This window comes from Gardnerella phocaeensis, from assembly GCF_048545075.1.
GTDB lineage: Bacteria > Actinomycetota > Actinomycetes > Actinomycetales > Bifidobacteriaceae > Bifidobacterium > Bifidobacterium vaginale_J.
Genome location: NZ_JBKQXS010000001.1, coordinates 335,287 through 356,007, shown reverse-complemented (window position 1 = coordinate 356,007; position 20,721 = coordinate 335,287). Strand labels below are relative to the sequence as shown.

Annotated in this window: 15 protein-coding genes, 2 tRNA genes and 1 riboswitch; of the genes, 3 read left to right on the top strand and 14 right to left on the bottom strand. The window is 44.0% G+C overall.

Translation table 11 applies throughout. From position 1 onward, the window contains the following. Nucleotides 1-61: 61 nt before the first annotated feature. The 11 genes from ACJV2T_RS01575 to pgi all read right to left on the bottom strand — a co-directional run bounded on the left by ACJV2T_RS01575 (nt 62) and on the right by pgi (nt 15,163). Nucleotides 62-772 (bottom strand): HNH endonuclease family protein, encoded by a 711-nt coding sequence (locus ACJV2T_RS01575; protein WP_419398940.1) that lies wholly within the window; start codon nt 770-772, stop codon nt 62-64. 49 nt (nt 773-821) lie between these two features. Next, nucleotides 822-3,404: an ABC transporter gene (locus ACJV2T_RS01570; RefSeq protein ID WP_419398939.1), complete on the bottom strand. Its 2,583-nt coding sequence runs from the start codon at nt 3,402-3,404 to the stop codon at nt 822-824. A gap of 143 nt (nt 3,405-3,547) precedes the next feature. Further along, entirely contained in the window at nt 3,548-4,651 is a 1,104-nt protein-coding gene (locus ACJV2T_RS01565) for a LacI family DNA-binding transcriptional regulator (protein WP_419398938.1), read from the bottom strand. Between the two features lie 13 nt (nt 4,652-4,664). Beyond that, nucleotides 4,665-5,444, bottom strand: a complete 780-nt coding sequence (locus ACJV2T_RS01560) for a ribonuclease HII (RefSeq protein ID WP_419398937.1) — start codon at nt 5,442-5,444, stop codon at nt 4,665-4,667. An 80-nt stretch (nt 5,445-5,524) separates the two neighbouring features. Next, on the bottom strand, nt 5,525-6,313 hold the full coding sequence (lepB, locus tag ACJV2T_RS01555; RefSeq protein ID WP_415687961.1) for a signal peptidase I: 789 nt from the start codon (nt 6,311-6,313) through the stop codon (nt 5,525-5,527). Between the two features lie 28 nt (nt 6,314-6,341). Further along, nucleotides 6,342-6,707 carry a 50S ribosomal protein L19 gene (rplS, locus tag ACJV2T_RS01550; RefSeq protein WP_415687960.1) on the bottom strand — a complete coding sequence of 122 codons (366 nt, stop codon included), beginning with the start codon at nt 6,705-6,707 and terminating at the stop codon, nt 6,342-6,344. A 247-nt stretch (nt 6,708-6,954) separates the two neighbouring features. Beyond that, the gene (locus tag ACJV2T_RS01545; RefSeq protein ID WP_419398936.1) at nt 6,955-8,469 is read right to left on the bottom strand and encodes an ABC transporter ATP-binding protein; all 1,515 of its coding nucleotides are present in this window, start codon (nt 8,467-8,469) and stop codon (nt 6,955-6,957) included. Between the two features lie 81 nt (nt 8,470-8,550). After that, nucleotides 8,551-10,299: an ABC transporter permease gene (locus ACJV2T_RS01540; protein ID WP_415683335.1), complete on the bottom strand. Its 1,749-nt coding sequence runs from the start codon at nt 10,297-10,299 to the stop codon at nt 8,551-8,553. A gap of 198 nt (nt 10,300-10,497) precedes the next feature. After that, nucleotides 10,498-10,644, bottom strand: coding sequence for a hypothetical protein (locus tag ACJV2T_RS01535; protein WP_004574037.1), 147 nt, complete (start codon nt 10,642-10,644; stop codon nt 10,498-10,500). Nucleotides 10,645-10,748: 104 nt separating this feature from the next. Next, nucleotides 10,749-10,909, bottom strand: a riboswitch (M-box (ykoK) riboswitch). A 384-nt stretch (nt 10,910-11,293) separates the two neighbouring features. After that, on the bottom strand, nt 11,294-12,481 hold the full coding sequence (locus ACJV2T_RS01530) for a hypothetical protein (protein ID WP_419398935.1): 1,188 nt from the start codon (nt 12,479-12,481) through the stop codon (nt 11,294-11,296). Between the two features lie 987 nt (nt 12,482-13,468). After that, the gene (gene pgi, locus ACJV2T_RS01525) at nt 13,469-15,163 is read right to left on the bottom strand and encodes a glucose-6-phosphate isomerase (RefSeq protein ID WP_419398934.1); all 1,695 of its coding nucleotides are present in this window, start codon (nt 15,161-15,163) and stop codon (nt 13,469-13,471) included. A gap of 572 nt (nt 15,164-15,735) precedes the next feature. Here pgi and ACJV2T_RS01520 point away from each other — a divergent pair. Next, nucleotides 15,736-15,808, top strand: a tRNA-Thr gene (locus ACJV2T_RS01520). A gap of 70 nt (nt 15,809-15,878) precedes the next feature. Beyond that, nucleotides 15,879-15,959 (top strand) — tRNA-Leu (locus tag ACJV2T_RS01515). Between the two features lie 13 nt (nt 15,960-15,972). Here the strand turns inward: ACJV2T_RS01515 and ACJV2T_RS01510 are convergent. The 3 genes from ACJV2T_RS01510 to ACJV2T_RS01500 all read right to left on the bottom strand — a co-directional run bounded on the left by ACJV2T_RS01510 (nt 15,973) and on the right by ACJV2T_RS01500 (nt 19,684). After that, complete coding sequence (locus tag ACJV2T_RS01510; protein ID WP_415687957.1) at nt 15,973-16,659, bottom strand: non-canonical purine NTP pyrophosphatase; 687 nt, start codon at nt 16,657-16,659, stop codon at nt 15,973-15,975. Between the two features lie 22 nt (nt 16,660-16,681). After that, nucleotides 16,682-17,443: a ribonuclease PH gene (gene rph, locus ACJV2T_RS01505; protein ID WP_116971322.1), complete on the bottom strand. Its 762-nt coding sequence runs from the start codon at nt 17,441-17,443 to the stop codon at nt 16,682-16,684. Between the two features lie 66 nt (nt 17,444-17,509). Beyond that, entirely contained in the window at nt 17,510-19,684 is a 2,175-nt protein-coding gene (locus tag ACJV2T_RS01500; RefSeq protein WP_419398933.1) for an ABC-F family ATP-binding cassette domain-containing protein, read from the bottom strand. 138 nt (nt 19,685-19,822) lie between these two features. Between ACJV2T_RS01500 and rnc the strand changes: the two genes are divergently transcribed. Beyond that, nucleotides 19,823-20,662: a ribonuclease III gene (gene rnc / locus ACJV2T_RS01495; protein WP_419398932.1), complete on the top strand. Its 840-nt coding sequence runs from the start codon at nt 19,823-19,825 to the stop codon at nt 20,660-20,662. Nucleotides 20,663-20,721: the final 59 nt, after the last annotated feature.

The following is a 20,721-nucleotide window of genomic DNA, read 5'->3' as shown; positions in this document are numbered from 1 at the left end:
ACTAAGTCGCTTTACTAAACGCTTACCAAGTGCTTTACTAATACTAAATTGAGCGAAATTCTTACTTTGGTAATTTTTGTGCAGAACAATTATGCAATACGCTTTGCATACTTTGCTTTTCTTCGCGAGTTACAGTTAAACCATATTTATATTTAACAGCTATTTGCCTAGCAACATATTCGCACCTGAAGGTTTTGTTTGAAGGAAGCCAGTAAGCTGCGGACGCGGAACCTTTTTCTTGATTAGCAGCTCCCTCAACCGCGAGTAGGTTCATCATATCGTTGCCAAATTTTAATCGTTTTGCACGATTCCATTTCCACGCTCCAGATTCCCACGCATTTTGTAATGCAACAACATGATCTATTTGAACTAATGCACTGGTTTTTCGCCCACGCACGAAGTTAATATCTTTGCCAGTATACGGATCATGCAGCAAGCCAGAACGCACTTGGCAGGATCTTGCATACTTGTATTTCACATTTTGTAAATCACGCGCTAAAACGTCTTCCCTAACGTCACATCCGTTACCGTCATCGTCAGTAGTACGATATCCGAATACTTGACGCTCGTACCCGTAACGATAAGGCTTAGATATACGCAATTTTTTCAATGCTTGCGCAGCTTCTCCGCTTGCTTCATATTCTCCTGTAATTTTCCCAACGCTACTGTTTATTTTAGGAAGCAACAGGCCAATAACAATCCCGCATAAAACAGCAAACAGCAGCATCCAAAACAGCGCAAGAAACTGCCTCTTATTAAAACGATTACGCATGTTCAGTCCCCCAACCCAACTTATGCATATTCAATATTTTAAATCAACGTTAGTTACTGCTTTTAACTCTCATAACAGACGGTATTCTTTGTAAAACAACATCTACAACTTGCTGAATCATAATTACAAGCAAAACCATTGCCATAACAGCATAAACCGTGCTCCATGCTGGAATATTAGCTGGCACTGGATGAATAGTGTGAGAAACAACTAGTGCTGCTACAGAAATGCTAATTAACGATATAGCAAGAACAAGTGCCGACATGCCTCCACTTTTACGAGCCAAACGCATTCTTTGTTGAGAAACTTTATGCATTGAAGAAACCATTCGATTAACGCAATGCTCACCTTGCCTAAATGCAAGTACTTCATCGATACCAAGCTCAATATCACTTACTTCATTCTCAACTTCATGTTGTTCAATGCGCACTTTATTTGCAATATGCTTAGAGCGTATAAGCAAGTATCGAGGAACAATAAACATAATAAACACGCACGAAGCAATAGCTACATAAGACAAATTCGCATCGAAATAGTACAAAACAACCATAAGAGGCACAACAGCAAATATCATTCCAACATTCATACTGATATGCGCTTTATGCCAACGTTCGTGATGCATATCTATACCTGCAAATGTTGTAACAAGAGTTAATGCACGAACTGCCATACAAGCAACAGCAACAAGCACGCACTGTTGCATTACAAAACCAAATATTGGACGTCCTGCAACAGCAAACATTGCCGAAACAATAGCAACAGGAATACATACTGCAGAAACAAGATTTAGAGCAGTACTAAACATTGATATAAAAGCAAAAATAGCACGTTTGAACTTTGAGATTGTTCGCACTTCATAAGTGTAAGCAATACTTGCAATAGAAGAAATATGCTTGTTTTTATTAGAATCTTGCTGAGTTTGCTGATCTTGCTGAGTTTGCTCAACGTTTTGCGAGTTTTGCGAGTTTTGCGAGTTCTGCGATTCGTTTAATTCATTTAGTTGCGTAATATTTTTAGAACTATCATTAGCAACATGACGATACGATTCTACAGTTGCTATTTCGTCATTTGAGCTAATGCCAGCATCATTTGGCATTAAAACTATTACATTCGCATAACGCGCTATACGACGCAATATTTTAACAATTTCTTCAGCTTCATTATTGCTAATATCGCATTGAGAATAATCAAAAACGTATACTCTAGTATGTCTTAAAATTGCTCTAGCAAGAATAATGCGACGCTTTAAATCTTCAGGATTATAGGATGCTTCAGGATTATTAAGAAGCCTATCTATCGGCATATCTAGACCGTCGTAATCTGCATAAACAACACCATCTATTCGCACAGCTCGCAATGCATCCCACATTGCAGTAGTCGTAGCTGTTGGAGCAGCCAAAAGTAAGTTTTCTCGCAATGTTGTGGAAAATAGATGACTTCGCTCGCTAACTATAGTAACAATATCTGCTAAAGCTGCAGAACTTGCATCATTCAACGACAAGTAAGATGCACTATCGTTTGCGTCAAATACTTCAGAAACTACAAATGGAGAAACGTCATCTTCATGAATATCATAACGGTCGCTATAAGAAAGCAATATGTCAGCAGATTTGTTAAAACCTGTGCCAGAAAGTATTTTCTCACGCATAACATGATGATATTTGCTTGGAATAACTTGCAATTCACCAGATTTTGCAATTATCGATAAACGCTGAGCTTCATTAGTATTCGCATTATTTTCCGAAATATTGCATCGCATACGCAAAGCGACATTTGTGGAACCATCAGGCAAAGATAATGTTGAACCATCGTCGCTAAATGCTATTGGAGCAGGAGAATCAGTAACCATTTTCAGCAATGCCTCAACATGATCCAAACCATTAACAGCATGTTTAACTACATGCATATTCTTACCAACAATTCTCAATGGTTGGACGCTTAACATTAACAAAGGCATTGTTAACAGAGCTGCAGCAAGACCTACACCTTTAACAGAAGATAACCAAACAGTTGCAACAATTGCAAATCCAGCAACAACATATGCAAATAATGCACTTACGCAACGCCACGATACTGGGCTTAGAGCCAACGAGAATATAAGAGAAGCAACATTAAACAATGCAGCTAATGCGCAAATACCAGCTATAGCAGGGTTAACTGTAAATAGTGCTGCAGAAACGACTACAGGAACAGGAATAGCTGCAATAATTTGTGGAACTAAAGAAGCAACAAAACTTTGTATTGCAAAAATATCTTCATTTACGCGCAAAGAAGTAACGTAATTAGAATCTTCAACATCCACAGAGCGTAGAGATAACATTGCGTGCAACATTTTAGGACGCAAACGCATAGCTATTCGCGACTCAATTTCTGCACAAACAGTACACGACCAGTAAAAAACTGCGTATTTCAGCAAAATAATCGCAGCTAAAGCAATAATGTAAGACGTAAATTCAACAGAACTCATTAAAGAAGTTCCGGTAGAACGAACAGGTCTTAATACTGGAGACAACATACCAACGCAAACGTAGATAAAAGCTATGTTTACAAGATAAGAAATCGCAAGACACGCCGACCTTAAAACAACTAGATGCTTAATTCCTGGCACGAACGCAAAGCAGCGATTTATCATCTCCCGATCCTTTTCTTTATTCCATATTCATTCAAAACCCACACACTCCCAACTGATGTTAAGATTACGCTTCACACACACCATCAACACGCCGGCATCCGCGTAATTATGCTGATTTTAAGCCATTTTGCAACATCGCAAAATTATCTCAATACGGCACCAATAGAAGAACGCAATTTTAAGCTAGCAGGTATTTGCCCAACTCCATGAGACATATCTGGGAATGCTGGCTCAGGCCCATGATTCATCAATCTCAAAGCTTCACGCACTGCCAACGACCCTAATTGCTGCATATCTAGACTTACAGTTGTAAGAGGTGGGAAAAAATCACTTATTGCCGGAATATCGCCGAAGCCAACAACACTAATATCATTTGGAATTTTCAAACCGTGCTCATACAAGGAACGCACAACTCCTACTGCCTGCTCATCGCTTGAAGCAACAATAACAGTCGGCAACGCAATACCATCTATGCCAAATTTCTCAATCATATGATTCATTCGCGCATAGCTTTCAGAAGACTTCCACGAAGTACATTGCACAATATGCGAATGAATACCTTGAGCAGTTGAAAGTGAACGCCATGCAATGAGTCGCGTTGCAGCGCCTCTCCATTGCGAAGGACCTGCTATATAAATGGCATTTCGATGTCCATAATGCGCAATAAGTGACACAATATCGTTCATTGCGCGAGATTGATTAATACCAATCATTGAATACTCAACGTTGCTATGAGAACGCAACATATTCATGCCTTCATGCGCGCTTATTGCACCATGAGTAGCAGTAACGCATACGCATGGCTTAAGAATACGCGTACGACACAATGACGTAAATATTGCGTCTGTTGGAGCATCAATTATTAATCCGTCGACATTTTGCTCTTCAAAACTCTCGCATAAATCTTGAATATCACTTTGTTCACATAATGTTTCGTTGACCATGCTAACAGAAAGAAAAAGACCGCGAGATTTTGCTTGCGCTTCTATAGGAGCAATAATGTTTCGAGATGTTCTATTTTCTGCACCAACGATAAGCCCTAAAGTACGCGATTTCTTAGTTGCTAATGCGCGTGCTGAGTTACTCGGATAATACCTAAGCTGCTCAATAACTCGCAGAACTTTAATTCGCGTGCTAGCAGAAACATCAGGAGAATTATTAATAACGCGAGAAACAGTTTGATGACTTACACCAGCAGCGTGCGCAACATCGATCATTGACACGCGTTTTGCTTCATTTTTCGCCATATATACCCCTCGCTTATAAATGCCAAGACAGTCTATGCAAATCGCTAGGACCTACTTTTTTAATGGCATTGCGATGAGCTAAAGAACCGTAACCCTTATTACTTGCCCAATCATAGGCTGCATATTGCGGATTTTTAGCAAGAGATACCATAAGATTATCCCTAGTAACTTTTGCCAAAACTGCAGCTGCAGCTACGCTCGCGCACTCCCTGTCTGCTTTTACTAAAGTATGAACTTTTACAGGCTCAGGAACGTAAGGAGCGTCAAAAGTATTTGCGACTTTGTCAATATAATCGCAAGGTCCATCCAATATTGCTGCGATACGAAAGTTTGAATTTGCACCCAACTTTGCACCTAACTTCGCACCCGAATCCGCACCCAACTTCGCACACGTATTCGCATTTACGCTAAAACTTAGCTTTTTAATATCTTCCTCAACTTTAGAAATTGCTTTTAATGCAGCAACACCAAGCGCATAGCTAATACCCCACTCATCAATTTCTGTATTAGTGCAAGACCCTACTGCCCAAGTTGTACACCATTTTTGCAACGGTTCATAAAGCTCTTCTCGACGCTTTTCACTAAGCAATTTAGAATCAGCTAAGCCTTCAGGCATATAGTTTTCTTTTACTTGTTTAATTCCAATAACTGCAGCTCCTACCATCACAGGACCTGCAAGAGAGCCTCTTCCTACTTCGTCAAGACCAATAACCCAATCATAGCCTTCGCAAAGCAGATCTTTCTCATATTTAAACGATGGAATAAGCGGTATATTGGATGATTTATTTGGCATAATTAAAATCAGTAGATACAAGTCGTGCTAACACAATTTCGTTAATACTAATTGCGTTGATAACAATTGCGCTAATACTTTTATTTTGCAGGACGATCAGGCACATCTTTAAAATCATCATGGTGTTCGTCTAAAAGACCAATTCGATCAAGCGGCCACGATCTAAACACAGCAACGCCCTCGATTTTGGAAATCGGAACTAAGCCATCATCGCCATCATTGCGATGGTATCGTGAATCTGCAGAATTAGAACGATTATCGCCCAAAACAAACACGTGACCGGCTTTGACTTTTACTTTAAACGGAAAAGCACTCGGGTCAACACCAGGACGAATATAGGAAGATTCTCGTATTGGAACACCGTTCACAACAATAGGCTGCCCAGCGCCTTTACATTCAACAGTATCTCCAGGCAAACCGATAAGACGCTTAATTAAATCCTTGCCAACAGCACCGGAAGAATTTTCACCACTCAACCAATGTGCAGGATCCTCAAAAACAACAATATCTCCACGTTTTAATGGGAATAAGCGCGGAGTTAGCTTAGTCGTAATAACATAATCGCCAATATGAATAGTATCTAGCATAGAGCCAGAAGGAATTGTGTAAGCTCCAAATAGGAATACACGAATAAGTATCACTACTAATACTGGAATACCGAACCATGTTATAGCATCGCGCAAAGTTAGGCGGTCATTTTTAGCACGCTTAGAATGTGCAAAATGCTTACCTTTTCTATTTTTGCGCTTAAACATGCGAGAGCCGGAAGGTAAATCTCCTTCCGGCTCTGGTGGAACCGGTGAAGGATCTATACCATGACCCGCTACTGAAACGATATGAGTATCGCTAATTTGCGTGTCATCAGTCATAACAAATACCCTTCACATAAGTTCTATTTTACTTAGCAGAGTTATCGCGACGCTCAGCAATACGAGCAGCCTTACCACGCAAAGCGCGCAAGTAGTAAAGCTTAGCGCGACGAACGCGACCGCTACGAACCAGCTTAATCGAATCGATAGCTGGAGAATGGAGTGGGAAGCGACGCTCAACACCAGTTCCGAAGCTCACCTTACGAACTACGAAAGTTTCACGCACGCCAGCACCCTTACGAGCGATAACAACGCCGGTAAAGGTCTGAATACGAGAGTTATTACCTTCCTGAATCTTCACGTTGACGTCAACGGTATCGCCAGGACGGAAAGCTGGGATTTCCTCAGCAGCCTTAAGATGCTTAGCATCAAATGCTTCTACAGCATTTACCATAATATTCCTCCATCGCCGCCGCATATCGACGCATAGTAAGCGTTAGCAGCAAATGTGCTACGCAAATCTTTCCCCAAAAAGTTCGCTTTTTAGGGGGCTTCCGATCCGCGCAATCTTAAATAAGAAGCGACTAGACCTAAAAGATAAAAGAACTATGCGGCATCCCTTTATCGAAAGCATACAAGTACCAAATTTATGCTCAATAATGGACATTATTGAGCATAATTCCGCACTATTTAGCACTATTTCAGCGCACAACTCCATCGAGAGGAGCAGTTTCAACTGTACGAGTCAACTCGTCATCATCAGCGTCATAATCAAACAACTCGCCGTAACGACCCCAGCTAATTGCAATATCAAACTGCTGACGCGCCAAAGCATCCGTGTGCTTACTGCGCAACAAATCCAAAATCAGCTCGCCACGAAGCTTTCCGTTACGATTCCTACTCAAAGCTTGATCAATTGCATGCACAAGAGGCGCATGTTCAATCGCAAGACGAGCAAAAACTTGCTTACTGTGCAAAATATCGGCATTATGCCACTCTTCACCCTCAGATGTGATAGTAATATGACCGTTTTCTGCAGTGAGCAAATTAAGCATCGTACCAGCATCGACAAGTGGGAACAAATCATCAATCTCAAACGACAAATCAGCTGCCAAATCAGCCAAATCAATGCCATCTGGGCTTTCAGAAATCACGTCAAGCAAACCAGCCATACCGCCTGGCGTAGCGTTTGGAAGCAAACGAACAGCCACAGGCTCTGCCTTTGCTTCACCTGCTTCAGCTTCATCCTCACTTTGCTTATCTTCATCTTCATCGTCATGGTGACGCTGAATAAGCATATCTGCAATTGCCGCAGCTTCGTTATCTTCAGCATCTTCATTAGTGGCATTATTTGCTTGATCTTGAGAATCAGCATCTTCGGAAGTGTCTTGCTCTGCAGCACTTTCTGGAGCAGAACCAGTCAAAATAGCATACAGATTATCGACCATCGCTTCAAATTCAGCACTGTGCTTATCTCGAGGACGAGGCAAATCAACATTTACATCAGCAATTAAGTGACCTGGATGAGATCCAAGAACCACAACGCGATCAGCCATTTGCACAGCTTCTTCAATATTGTGCGTCACAATAAGCACAGACTTAATATCTCGCTCTTCGCTAGACCAAAGCTTAAGAACTTCCTGACGCAAGTTTTCTGCAGTAAGCACGTCGAGAGCAGAGAATGGCTCGTCCATAAACAATGCATCCGGTCTCAGCACCAAAGCTCGCGCAATACCAACTCGCTGACGCATACCGCCGGAAAGTTCCTTAGGATACGCTGTTTCAAAGCCGTCCAAACCGATTGCGTCAATTGCAGCTAAAGCTAGCTCAGTACGCTTTTCTTTACTAACGCCTCTAGCGCGCAAACCAAGTTCCACATTGTCTTGTACTGTAAGCCACGGCATAAGAGCGAAGGTTTGAAATACGATTGCAACCCCTGGGTTTGGGCCTGTCAGCTCGCGTCCGCGATACGTTACTGTACCTTCTGTTGGCTGCACAAGACCAGCCATTGTGCGTAGGAAAGTCGATTTTCCAGCACCAGAACGTCCCAATATTGCAACGATTTCACCTTCGCGAAGTGTGAAAGAAATATCGTGCAAAACGTGCTGAGTAGTGCCACTGTCAGAAGTGAAGCTCTGACTGATGTGCTTTGCGTCGCTAATATCGCTTGTAATTGAGGATTGCACTTTTTTTGCGTTGCTCTTTAAAGTATTCATAATTTTGCCAATCTTTTTCATAAAATTTTGTTATTTTAAGCGATTTATTAGTAAATTTTATTAGTCGATTTGTTAGTCGATTTAATTCAATACGTAACGTTTTTCGGAAATACGTTGCATTGGCGACCAGAATAATCGGTTGCTTAAAACAACAATCAAGCTCATAACAGTTACGCCAACTAAAGTGCGCGCAGAATCTCCTAAAGTGGTTGCATTAGTAATATATGCGCCCAAACCCTGAGTTTCCATGTGGTTCTTTCCATATTCCACAATCTCAGACACAATCGAAGCATTCCATGCACCGCCTGCAGCTGTAATACCGCCAGTGCACCATGAACCGAAAATAGACGGCAAAATAAGCGTCTTCCATCGCAAAGTACGATCCAAGCGGAAGCTGCGCGTCATTTCACGCAAATCATCAGGAATAGCACTAGCACCTGCAATAACATTGAACAGAATGTACCATTGTGTACCAAGAGCCATCAAAATAATACTTCCCCAACCAAGATCAATATGCCAAGCCATAAACCAAGCCATAGCAAACGGGAATATGAAGTTTGCTGGGAAGCTAGCAAGAATTTGCACTATAGGCTGCATAATACGCGAAATCTTAGGATTCATGCCGATTACAACACCAACAGGAACCCAAATAAGCGAGCTTATTAAAATCAACGCAGCAACGCGCATAAAAGTGATGCCACCAAGCATGCCTGCAGTAATAAACTCATGCAAACCTGCAGTTGTATACACAAAGTAAAGCATATGAGCAGCGCCAGCAGCCACAATAATTATCATAATAACGTTAAATACCCAATCACCAAGCTTATGCTGAGCAGCCTTATGAGGCCACTTAGAGCCTGTGCGACCGAATGGACGCGTTATTTTTTCAAGCCACTCGCGAATTGGCAAAAACAGTTTACTAATAACTTCATCTGCATGAGAGTGACGAATAAGAGTCAAAATAGCACTGTGACGCTCATTATCAGATGCACTCTGCGTAATGCGGAAACGCTCAGCCCAAGCTGTAAGTGGCTTCCACAAGAAGAAGTCAAGTGCCAAAACGACAATCACCATCGACAAAATAGCCCACCAAATAAGACCAAGCTTATTTTCGGCAGCAGCTTGTGCCACAAAACTACCGATGCCAGGAAGAGCGTAAGTGTGATTATTTACGGAAATCATTTCCGAAGCTGTAAGGAAGAACCATCCGCCTCCAACAGACATCATGCAATTCCAAAGCAGCGGAATCATTGCGTTAGGCATGTCTAACACCCAGAAACGTTGCCAATGCGTAAGTTGCAAACTACGAACTGCCTCATCCAGTTCCTTTGGCTCGCTTAGCAGCGAACGGTGGAACGAAAAAGTCATATTCCATGCTTGACTCGTAAAAATAGCAAAAATCGAAGCAGCTTCAACACCAAGCATCGATCCAGGGAAAATCACCAACCAAATAGTGACAGTTGCCGAAAGGAAGCCAAGAATTGGAACTGATTGCAAAATATCTAGAAGCGGAATAAGCACCTTGCTAAGCCTACGACTGCGAGCTGCAAGAGAGCCATAAACAATAGTAAAAATAAGAGATGCAACTAATGCGATCAGCATGCGAAATACTGAGCGCAAAGTGTAGTAAGGCAGATTGATTAAGTCCGTGGAAACCTTAGATGGTATGCCACTTGGACCAATCGGCTGATTTATGCGCTGAATAAGGAAGGCAGTTACGCCAAAAACGGCAATAATGCCAACGCACACAATAATATCCGACCAGAAACGAGTGTTCTCGTCGACTTGCGCGCCTGCGCTTTCTTTGCGCGAAGTTGTAAATACGGTCATAATAAAGTCCTCGAATATTTAGATTTTCGTAAATTCTTTCGTAAAATCTTTCGTAAATACCTGCGTAACTTTTTTTGTGTAAATTCTTGCGTAGCCGTATCACCATTGATTACGTTACAGGCGCAAATAACTAGAACTCACGTTTTAACTTCGCAAATTGTATTTCGTAAATTATATTTCGCAAGTTGTATTCGTAAGCTATATATTTCGCAAGTTTTGCAACCTAAATTCGGTGATTGCCGGCTTCATATATTCAGGAGGAACATCCGAACTACTACTGCCAATAGTGTCGGAGCCTTCATCAGTACGAGTACTAGAATTATGGCTTTTACTGTCATGTTTCACGGCAAATCACCTCCTTAAGCTAGTGCGCTGCCGGCGCAAATCTTCATCATTGAATCGGAGGTTTACAAGATAACAGAGGCGCATCAAAACACACAAATGCATGTTAAGAGTGCCACGTCGTTCAAGCTTCAGCTTCGCAGGGCGGTGGCGTTGCATTAGTCGAAGCCTTGAATTCGACAACGACTGTTAACCAGCGTGCAGTGTCTCCACTGTGTTGCGGCAGCAACCCTTATCCCCGTGGTAGCCTTACCTACCGACCGTGCTTATTATAAATTATTGCTGCACTTGTGTCAATGCATCAAAACACATTGCGATGCCGCAAAGCACATTGTAATGCTGCAAAAGGCGCAGCTTTATGATTTAAAAGTAGGATTTTAGGCAATAAAAAAGCTTTCGGCTTTGAATGAGCCCCTAGTAGCTCAAACAAAACCGAAAGCCAAACACACTCAACAGCAGAAAAAGCAAACAAGAACTAGCAAATGCTGTGAAAAAAGGAATTTTAGCAAAACAGCATAGCGAGCAAAACAAGCAAACTTAAATCCGCCAGAGCAAAGAGCCCTACACTCTATGCCATTGTTGAGTGCAAGATTATTGTGGTGAGCGCATTCATATTTGAAATACGCTCACCATGCACATTTAGCGCTTTAGCTTAGTGACGGATCTTGCGAAGAGCAGCACCCATGCCAGCAAGCACAGAAGCAGCAACAGCAGCCATAGCTACAGCAGCACCACTCTGAGGAAGCTTGGCAGCAGCAGAGGCAGATGCACCGTTTGCGTCAGCGGCATTGTTCTTCTTGTTCTGCTGAGCAGAAGCCTTGGAATCCTTACCCTTCTGAGCAGCAGCCTGAACAGCAGGACCGAACTTACCGCTCACAGCCTCAGCATAAAGCTCCTTAGCACCTGGAACAGGGTTGAAGCTCAAATCCAAAGGATCAGCAGTCTTAACTGGTGGCAACAAAGCTGGGTTCACGCCAACAGACACTGCATAATTATACGCAGTCTTGTAATCCTGCAAAGCCTTGTTGTAAACATCCTTAGCCTCAAGAGCAGCTTTCTTAGTGTCCTTGTACTTAGCCTCAGCATCATTATAAGCTGCAGTTACGCGAACAAGATGAGCAGCAGCACGATTTACAGCATCAACTAAACGCTGTTCCTTAGCAGAATCATTCACGCCAGAAGTTTCGAATGCATCATAAGCAGCCTTAGCAGCCTCCCAAGCAGCCTCACGAGCCTTCAACTCAGCCTGAGCCTTAAGGAATGCAGCCTTAGCATCGTAGAAAGCCTTCTTAGCCTTAGCGAAAGCATTATCAGCGTTCTGCAAGTTCTTAGCGGCATCGCGAACATTATCAATAGCTTCCTGCTTCTTATCAGGATCTGGCGTAGAGCAGGTATTCTCAAATTCCAAAGCGCGAAGATACAAATTATGCAAACGCTCTGCTGCAGCATTCTTTGTATTGTACTCAGCCAAGTCAGTTACATACTTATTAGTAGCTTCTACGAAAGCCTTAGTAGCTACATACTTTGCTGCATTATCAGCGGTAACCTGCACACCATCCTTCATCTTAAGCTTGCCTTCGGCACCATCAGCAACATACATGCTGGAATCAACATTCTCACCTGCTACTGGCTTAACTGGCTGAGCTGGAACAAGCTTCTTAGCAGCTTCCCAATCCTTCTTAGCCTGAGCAGTAACAGCAGCATTATCACTCTTAAGAGGCTTTTCAGCTGGGCATGTATCTGGAACAGTAACCTCAGCCATTGCTGGAGCAGCAAAAGCGAAACCGGAGAGGAGGGTGGCGCCAGCAGCGAATGCGGCGATAGCCTTCTTATTCAACATAATATTTTCCTTTCTTCTTCTCCTTCGCACCATGTGTGCGAAGAAAAATCTAAATATTCACAATTTAAGTTTTTGTGACAACTACCAGCGCAGAACATCTGGCTGGAAGCTGTTATTAACATACCCCCCCCCGTTCGCAAAAGTCAAGAGCCGACACGCAGCTCACTAACAAAAAACATCGATGTTTTTGCGGAAATATTTCACTTAAACTATTTTTAAGAGTAAAAAATACAGTATTATGCGTTATTTTTCGTAAAAATGTCAATTTCAAGGTTTTTAAAGATTTTTCTCAGAAAACTCTCAGGAAACTCCTGAATACTCCCCCAACCCACTCAAAAAACGTTGCAATATAGCCACTCTTGTTCGACACGCCGAAACTACATTTGCGTAAGCGCGACCGAATTCCCAATGCAATACCACACAACTCTGCCCTGCCTTCGTCAATCGAGACGAAGGCAGACCTCGCTTGCGTTGAAAGCACACTGTGCTTTCAACCCTGAGCAAGCTCGGCGCTCCGAGTTGCTTTCGTGCGCGCTTTGACTGAGCTTGAAATTGCATAACGCATTTCAAGCTCCTTCAAAGCGTGATTTGGCTCAAATGTAAAGTCCAGTGGACTTTACATGCCAAATCAGCCGAACGGCTATGCCGTGAGGATTAGCACTCAAGCAGGCCGTCAGCGCACGCCAGCCACAACCTAGTTTATAAAGCACAGCCACACAACTCTGCCCTGCCTTCGTCAATCGAGACGAAGGCAGACCTCGCTTGCGTTGAAAGCACACTGTGCTTTCAACCCTGAGCAAGCTCGGCGCTCCGAGTTGCTTTCGCGCGCGCAATGCAGCGCTCAAGCAGACCGTCGCGCACGCTCGACACAGCCTAACACTTATAAAACTCAGTGGCAGATGCTAAACAAAAAGCCTCTTGACGAATTAACGCCAAGAGGCTTTAAACTAGCAATCGCTAAAAACGATTGCCTATATGACTACTATCTTACTTGCGATGAGCGCGATAGAAGCGAATCAAGCTCTGCGTAGAAGCATCCTGAGCTGCCAAAGCTTCATCATCCTTAGAGATTGCAGGAGTAATCTGCTTTGCAAGCTGCTTGCCAAGCTCCACACCCCACTGATCGTAGGAATCCAAGCCCCAAACAGTGCCTTCAACGAAGGTGATGTGCTCGTAGAGAGCAATAAGCTCGCCCAAGCTAAATGGAGTCAAAGCATCGCCGAAAATGGACGTGGTTGGACGGTTGCCCTTGAACACGCGAGCTGGAACAATCTCTTCTGGAGTGCCTTCAGCGCGAACTTCGTCAGCAGTCTTGCCGAAAGCAAGAGCCTTAGTCTGTGCAAGGTAATTGCCCAAGAAGAGCTCGTGCACGTCCTGATCGCCATCCTTAGTAGGATTTGGCGTATTCACGAAAGCAATGAAATCAGCTGGAATAAGCTGAGTGCCCTGGTGAATCAACTGGTAGAAAGCGTGCTGGCCGTTGGTGCCTGGCTCACCCCAGAAGATTTCGCCGGTTTCGCTTGTTACAGGAGTGCCGTCCCAGCGCACAGACTTACCGTTAGATTCCATGGTGAGCTGCTGCAAATAAGCTGGGAAGCGGTGCAAGTACTGATCGTATGGAAGCACAGCGTGAGAAGCAACCTTGTAGAAGTTGCGGTACCAAACGTTGAGCATACCGAGAAGAACCACAACATTCTTCTCAAATGGAGTCTCAGCGAAGTAAGTGTCGATTGCGTGGAAGCCCTTCAAGAACTCTTCGAAGCGCTCTGGGCCGAGGACAACAGCCAAAGAAGTGCCAACAGCGGAATCCACAGAGTAACGACCGCCAACCCAGTTCCAGAAGCCAAAAGCGTTGGTTGGGTTGATGCCGAACTCTTCAACCTTCTCAAGGTTGGTGGAAACAGCCACGAAGTGCTTAGCAACAGCTTCAGCTTTCTTTGCGTCGCTTCCGTCAATAGCACCGGACTCCTGAAGCTTATTAAGCAACCAGGTGCGAGCGGTACGAGCGTTAGTCAAAGTCTCCAAAGTGGTGAAGGTCTTAGAAACAATGATGAAAAGCGTAGTTTCTGGATCCAAATCCTTGGTCTTTTCTGCCATGTCGTTTGGATCAATGTTAGAAACGTAGCGAGCACTAATGCCAGCGTCAGCGTATGGCTTCAAGGCTTCGTAAACCATGACTGGACCCAAGTCGGAACCACCGATACCAATGTTTACAACAGTCTTGATGTTCTTTCCAGTAACGCCCTTCCAAGCGCCGGAACGAACTTCGTTAGCGAAATCGTAAATGCGATCCAATACTTCACGCACGTCTGCAACGGTATCTTGACCGTCAACAATGAACTTGCCAGCATCCTCTGCAGGACGACGCAAAGCAGTGTGCAAAACTGCACGATCTTCGGTATTGTTAATGTGCACGCCGGTGTACATTGCCTTAGTGCGCTCGTCAAGCTTTACAGCCTTTGCAAGGTCGGCGAAAAGCTTAAGAGTTTCAGGCTTAATTAAATTCTTAGAAAGATCGAAGTGGAGATCTCCAGCTTCGAAGCTCAACTTATCCACGCGATTTGCATCCTCGGCAAACCACTTCTTCAGGCAAACGCCTTCTGATTGCAACTCGTCGTAATGCTTCTGCAATGCAGCCCACTCTGGGGTTTTTACGGCGTCAACTGGCGGATTGATGGCCATTGTAAGGTCCTTTCATTTCTTCAACTTACGTGACAGCAATCGTCACTATAGTCCAATTCACAAGATACTCACAAAAGCAGACAGAAACACGCGAAGCTTAACACAAAAATGAACACAATCACACTGATAATTTACGAATAAAAAATTTGTAGTTTTATTACAGCTTGTTTGGAGTGGCGCGAGTTTCGGGGGATTTCTCTCCTCGCAAGCTCCCGTCCTTCGTCGCTCTGGCTGTTAGAGGTTTTTCTGTCTGCTTTGTTCTTAAAAGAATGTTGCTTCCTCAGTCCTCTTTTATTGCTCGTAGAGAAATCCCCCAAACTCTGCGTATTAATCGTTAATAACCGTGTCTATCGCAGAGATTTTTCGATTTTTCTTCTTCGCTTGGCGAATCAGCAGCCTGCGGCTCTGACGTTCGCCGCGCTCAGTGCAAAAAATCTCAAATCTCTACCACACTAATATCCACATTTATTTAATACATATTATTGTACGGCGCGCCAAAGTGGACAAATTTAAAAAAATACGATAAAATACTTTTCTTGTGCGCGAGTCGCGAATGCGTCTCGGGCAACAATGCCGCTTTAGCTCAGTCGGTAGAGCGTCTCCCTCGTAATGAGAAGGTCGACAGTTCGATTCTGTCAAGCGGCTCTCTGACTCACTCGAGTGTATTAATACTTTTGATTTGTTTTTATTCGCTCGATTATTTATATGAGTCTATGCGCGAGTGGCGAAATGGTAGACGCGCAGGATTTAGGTTCCTGTGTCTTACGACGTGTGGGTTCAAGTCCCATCTCGCGCACGAAATTTTTCGCTTACTCAGTAATAAATAATGCTTTCAACTCCGGCAAAAGCGCGCGCAAAGCATTACCTCTGTGCGAAATAGCATTCTTTTCTTCTTGAGTCAGCTCCGCGCTAGTCAAACCTTTCATTTGCACACCATCGCGAATAGGCTGAATATCTGGCACAAATAGCGGATCATAGCCAAAACCGTTAGTTCCGCGCGCCTCACGCAACAAGTGACCAACCATTTCTCCGACTCGAACAGTCTCGAAGCCGTGAGAATGCGACATAACACTGCCTTCAGGAACCTCACTGCAACCATCCGGAATAGCAAGAGCTGCAGCACAACGAAAACGAGCAGTACGACATTGATCTGGGATATCAGAAAGTTGACGCAAAAGAAGCTCATTATTAGCTTTATCGTCCCCATGCACACCACTCCACCTGGCAGAAAGAATACCAGGGGCAGCACCAAGCACGTCGACAATAAGACCAGAATCGTCTGCAATAGCAGGATAACCTGTTCTTGCAGCAACATCACGCGCTTTGAGCAAAGCATTCTGTTCAAAAGTCACACCAGTTTCCACAGGATCAGGCAAGCCAAGAGAACCTGCAGTTACTAGCTCGAAACTGTTTGCGAGCTTCGACAATTGCTCCTCTAAAATTTGCTTGATTTCAACGAGTTTTCCCTCATTATGTGTTGCCACAATAAGCTTCACGCCCGTTCTCCTTCAATCTCTTCTATTTTGCTAAAGCGGCTTTTTGAGCAGCTTGCAATTCGCGATTACCTTTAGTTGCCAAATCAAGTAAAGTATTTAATTCGTCGCGATTAAATGGACGATGTTCTGCAGTACCTTGAATTTCAATGAAAGTGCCGGAACCTGTCATAGCTACGTTCATATCTGTCATAGCTTGACTGTCTTCAACATAAGGCAAATCAAGCATAGGCGTGCCGTTAATAACGCCTACAGAAACAGCGGAAATAGAATCCTTAATAACACTTGCAGCAGAGCGAATATGACCATTCTTTTCTGCCCAATTAAGCGCATCAACCAAAGCTACATAAGCTCCAGTTACGGAAGCAGTACGAGTTCCACCATCCGCTTGCAACACGTCGCAATCAATCTGAATCTGGCACTCACCCATCGCTTTCATATCGACTACACCGCGCAAGCAGCGACCAATAAGACGACTAATTTCGTGAGTGCGACCACCAATTTTTCCACGCACAGATTCGCGATCAGTTCGCTCGGCTGTTGCTCTAGGAAGCATAGAATATTCGGCAGTTACCCAACCCAAACCGGAATCTCTACGCCAACGAGGCACACCAACCGTAAAAGTTGCGGTGCACATTACGCGCGTATTGCCACACTCAATAAGCACAGAGCCTTCAGGAACATCAGTAAATTTACGTGTTATGCGCACAGGCCTCAGCTCGTCAACATCACGACCATCAACGCGAATTGGTTTTACAGATTCCAACATATCCTTGATTTGAGTCATACCTCACAAATTTAGCACGTGGCTGTTATCTTCTATTTTATCTTCTTAGCGCGTAGCAATTTTGCGCTAAAGCTGCTCAGAAAGCTCCATCCACTCATCCTCAAGAGCACTAGTTTCTTGCTCGTTTTTTTGAAGTTCTTCGTTAAGAGATTGAAGTCCCACAAAGTCACTTGGGTTGTGCGCAGCCATTTGCGCTTCAATTTGCGACTTTTCTTCTTCAAGCTTTGCAAGTTTTCGCTCGATTGCAGAAACTCGCCTTGCAGCATCGTGATAGGCTTTGCCGGTTAGTTTCGGCGCACTTTCTGCACTTTCTTTGGTTTCTTTAGTTACAGAATTTGCAGTGTTTGAAGCGCCAGCAGTACTTGAAGTTCCAGCAGTACTAGTGTTACTAGCAGTACTAGTGTTACTAGCAGCGCCACTACTATTCTTAGCACTAATGCTATTTTCGTGATCGCGCTGCAACTTTTCTACAATTTGCAAATACTCATCTACACCGCCTGGAAGGTGACGAATTTTGCCGTCAATAAGCGCAAATTGCTGGTCTGTTACGCGTTCAAGCAAGTAGCGATCGTGCGAAACAACAATCAAAGTGCCAGGCCAAGTATCGAGCAAATCTTCCATAACTGCAAGCATGTCAGTGTCGAGATCGTTTCCAGGCTCATCCATAATCAGCACGTTTGGCTCGTTTAGCAAAATCAGCAGCAGCTGCATACGTCGCTTTTGACCGCCCGAAAGATCCGCAATTGGTGTCATAAGCTGCTCAGGCTTAAAGCCAAGCCTTTCCATAAGCTGACCTGGAGTCACTTCTTTGCCATCGATAATATAGCTAGGCTTATAGCGACTCAAAACTTCTTTTACTTTATATTTTCCAAGCTTTTCAAGCTCTTCTAACCGCTGCGAAAGCACGGCAAATTTTACAGTCTTGCCAATATTTACGTGTCCAAGCGTAGGCTTTAAAGATCCGTCAATAATGCTTAATAATGTCGACTTTCCTGCTCCATTCGCGCCCACAATTCCAAAACGATCGCCTGGTCCTATAAGCCAAGTTGCATCGTCTAAAATCATGCGTCCAGTAATAGTTTTGCGAGATGCAGCTGAAGTCTCTGCAATGTTTTGCGCGCTCGTAGCAGTATTTTCCGAAGTATTTTCCGCAGAATTTTTTGGCGCAGTATTTTCCGCAGCATTTTCTTGATTTTCGTCAACGGCAATAGTAACGCTTCCTACGTGAGTTGGTTGCGCAAAAGCAGATTCTACGATATCGACTTTATTTGATTTTTCTGCATTCGATTCAGACGAAGATGCGTTTTCTGCAATATCCGGATCGATATTTTTTAGCTGCTGAGCGTTGTCGAAAATTTGCGTAACGTCAATTAAATCAACAACTTGCTTACCAAGACGCGAAGTTGCCATTTTCTTCAATTCAAGAGTGTCTCTTAGCGGCGGCACATCTGCAATAAGCTCACGCGCTTGTTTTACGTGGAACTTTTGCTTAGTGGAACGCGCACGAGCACCCCTGGAAAGCCAAGCTAACTCTTTTCTCGCCAAATTTCTGCGACGCTCTTCGCGCACATCCGCTTGGCGTTCGCGCTCCACTCGCTGAAGCATGTACGCGCTGTAACCGCCTTCAAACGGATCTATTACGCCGTCGTGCACTTCCCACATCGAAGTGCAAACCTCGTCCAAGAACCAGCGGTCGTGCGTCACAATCAAAAGCGCACCTTGACCGTCCTGCCAGCGGTGAAGAAGATGCTCCGCAAGCCAATGAATCGTCACAACATCCAAATGATTCGTAGGCTCATCCAAAGCCAAAATATCCCAGTCGTGCAACAATAATCTTGCTAAATCTGCGCGCCTGCGCTGACCTCCAGAAAGCGTGCCTACTTTCGCTTCCAAATTTATGCCGCCAAGAAGCGCTTCTACAATTTCGCGCGAACGCTGATCTGCAGCCCACTCGTAATCTTCGCGATTTTCAAGAGCAGCCTCGCGCACAGTTGCGTTATCGTCCAATGGATCGCGCTGATCCAACATTCCAAAAGTAAGCCCACCACGCTTCGTGACGCGACCAGAATCAGGCTGCATTTTACCGGCAAGTAGTCGAAGTAGCGTTGACTTTCCGTCGCCATTTTTTCCAACAATACCGATTCTGTCGCCTTCAAAAACACCTTGAGTTACATCTGTAAAAATCGTTTTTGTAGCAAATTCTAGCGAAACTCGTTCTAATCCCAAATCATACGTAGGCATAATCCACAAATATAGCTGGACACTTATACGAAAGGGAAGGAAAGGAAGAATATAGGAAATATAGAAAAATGCGAGAGCAAATGCGAGCGCGAAGCTTCAAAGCGCTTGTGTTGGTAGTGGACTATAATAATACGTGCTATGAAAACTCAGAACAATCAACAGAATCAACAAAATCAACAGAATATGCAGAGCAAACACAATCAAAATAATCAAAACAACTCACATGCGAAACACAACGAAGATGGAGTTTTGAGATTAGATGGCGATGAAACTCGCCCTGGAGACCCAACGCAGGAACTTTTAAACGCTTTAGGCACAACTATTTCGCCGGATCTTTTAGTAGAAGCACTCACCCACCGCTCGTTCTCGCACGAGCATCCTGGCACACGAAATTATGAGCGACTTGAGTTTTTGGGCGATGCTGTTCTTGAGTTAGTTTCTACGGAAACGCTGTTTTCTGCACATCCCGACATGACTGAAGGTCAGCTTGCAAAGATGCGAGCGAAAGCTGTGTCTGAATGGGCGCTTTCTGCTGTTGCGCGCGAAAAGCTGCATGTTGGCTCGTATATTCTTCTCGGTCGCGGAGAAATGGAGCAGGGCGGAAACAATAAAGATTCAATTTTGTGCGATATTGTTGAGGCGCTTATTGGTGCAACTTTTGTTGAACATGGAATTGATGAAGCTCGCAGAGTTGTGCATCGTTTGATTGACGACACTTTGGCTGAAGTGCTAACTGAAGGACCAGCTCTAGATTGGAAGACTTCGCTTACAGTCAAAGCTCACGATATGGGTTTGGAAGATCCAGAGTATCGAATGGCTGTTTCTGGGCCAGAATACGCTCCAGTATTTGAAGCTCGCGCGGTTTTGGCGCATAAGGATGGCGACGAAGTGCTGGGAGTCGGAAGTGGCTCTAGCAAACGAAAAGCGCAACTTGCAGCCGCCGAAATCGCTTGGCACGCTCTCGACGCGCGTAAGTAACACCCACCACTCACAGCCACAATACGCAAGAAAAAGAAAAACCCTGCCACCCGTCGATG

Coding starts and splice junctions, on each gene's coding strand:
- rnc (WP_419398932.1), top strand. CDS start 19,823: ATGAAAACTCAGAACAATCAACAGAATCAACAAAATCAACAGAATATG.
- rplS (WP_415687960.1), bottom strand. CDS start 6,707: ATGGTAAATGCTGTAGAAGCATTTGATGCTAAGCATCTTAAGGCTGCT.
- ACJV2T_RS01545 (WP_419398936.1), bottom strand. CDS start 8,469: ATGAATACTTTAAAGAGCAACGCAAAAAAAGTGCAATCCTCAATTACA.
- ACJV2T_RS01565 (WP_419398938.1), bottom strand. CDS start 4,651: ATGGCGAAAAATGAAGCAAAACGCGTGTCAATGATCGATGTTGCGCAC.
- ACJV2T_RS01560 (WP_419398937.1), bottom strand. CDS start 5,444: ATGCCAAATAAATCATCCAATATACCGCTTATTCCATCGTTTAAATAT.
- ACJV2T_RS01530 (WP_419398935.1), bottom strand. CDS start 12,481: ATGTTGAATAAGAAGGCTATCGCCGCATTCGCTGCTGGCGCCACCCTC.
- ACJV2T_RS01540 (WP_415683335.1), bottom strand. CDS start 10,299: ATGACCGTATTTACAACTTCGCGCAAAGAAAGCGCAGGCGCGCAAGTC.
- lepB (WP_415687961.1), bottom strand. CDS start 6,313: ATGACTGATGACACGCAAATTAGCGATACTCATATCGTTTCAGTAGCG.
- ACJV2T_RS01570 (WP_419398939.1), bottom strand. CDS start 3,404: ATGATAAATCGCTGCTTTGCGTTCGTGCCAGGAATTAAGCATCTAGTT.
- rph (WP_116971322.1), bottom strand. CDS start 17,443: ATGACTCAAATCAAGGATATGTTGGAATCTGTAAAACCAATTCGCGTT.
- ACJV2T_RS01575 (WP_419398940.1), bottom strand. CDS start 772: ATGCGTAATCGTTTTAATAAGAGGCAGTTTCTTGCGCTGTTTTGGATG.
- pgi (WP_419398934.1), bottom strand. CDS start 15,163: ATGGCCATCAATCCGCCAGTTGACGCCGTAAAAACCCCAGAGTGGGCT.
- ACJV2T_RS01500 (WP_419398933.1), bottom strand. CDS start 19,684: ATGCCTACGTATGATTTGGGATTAGAACGAGTTTCGCTAGAATTTGCT.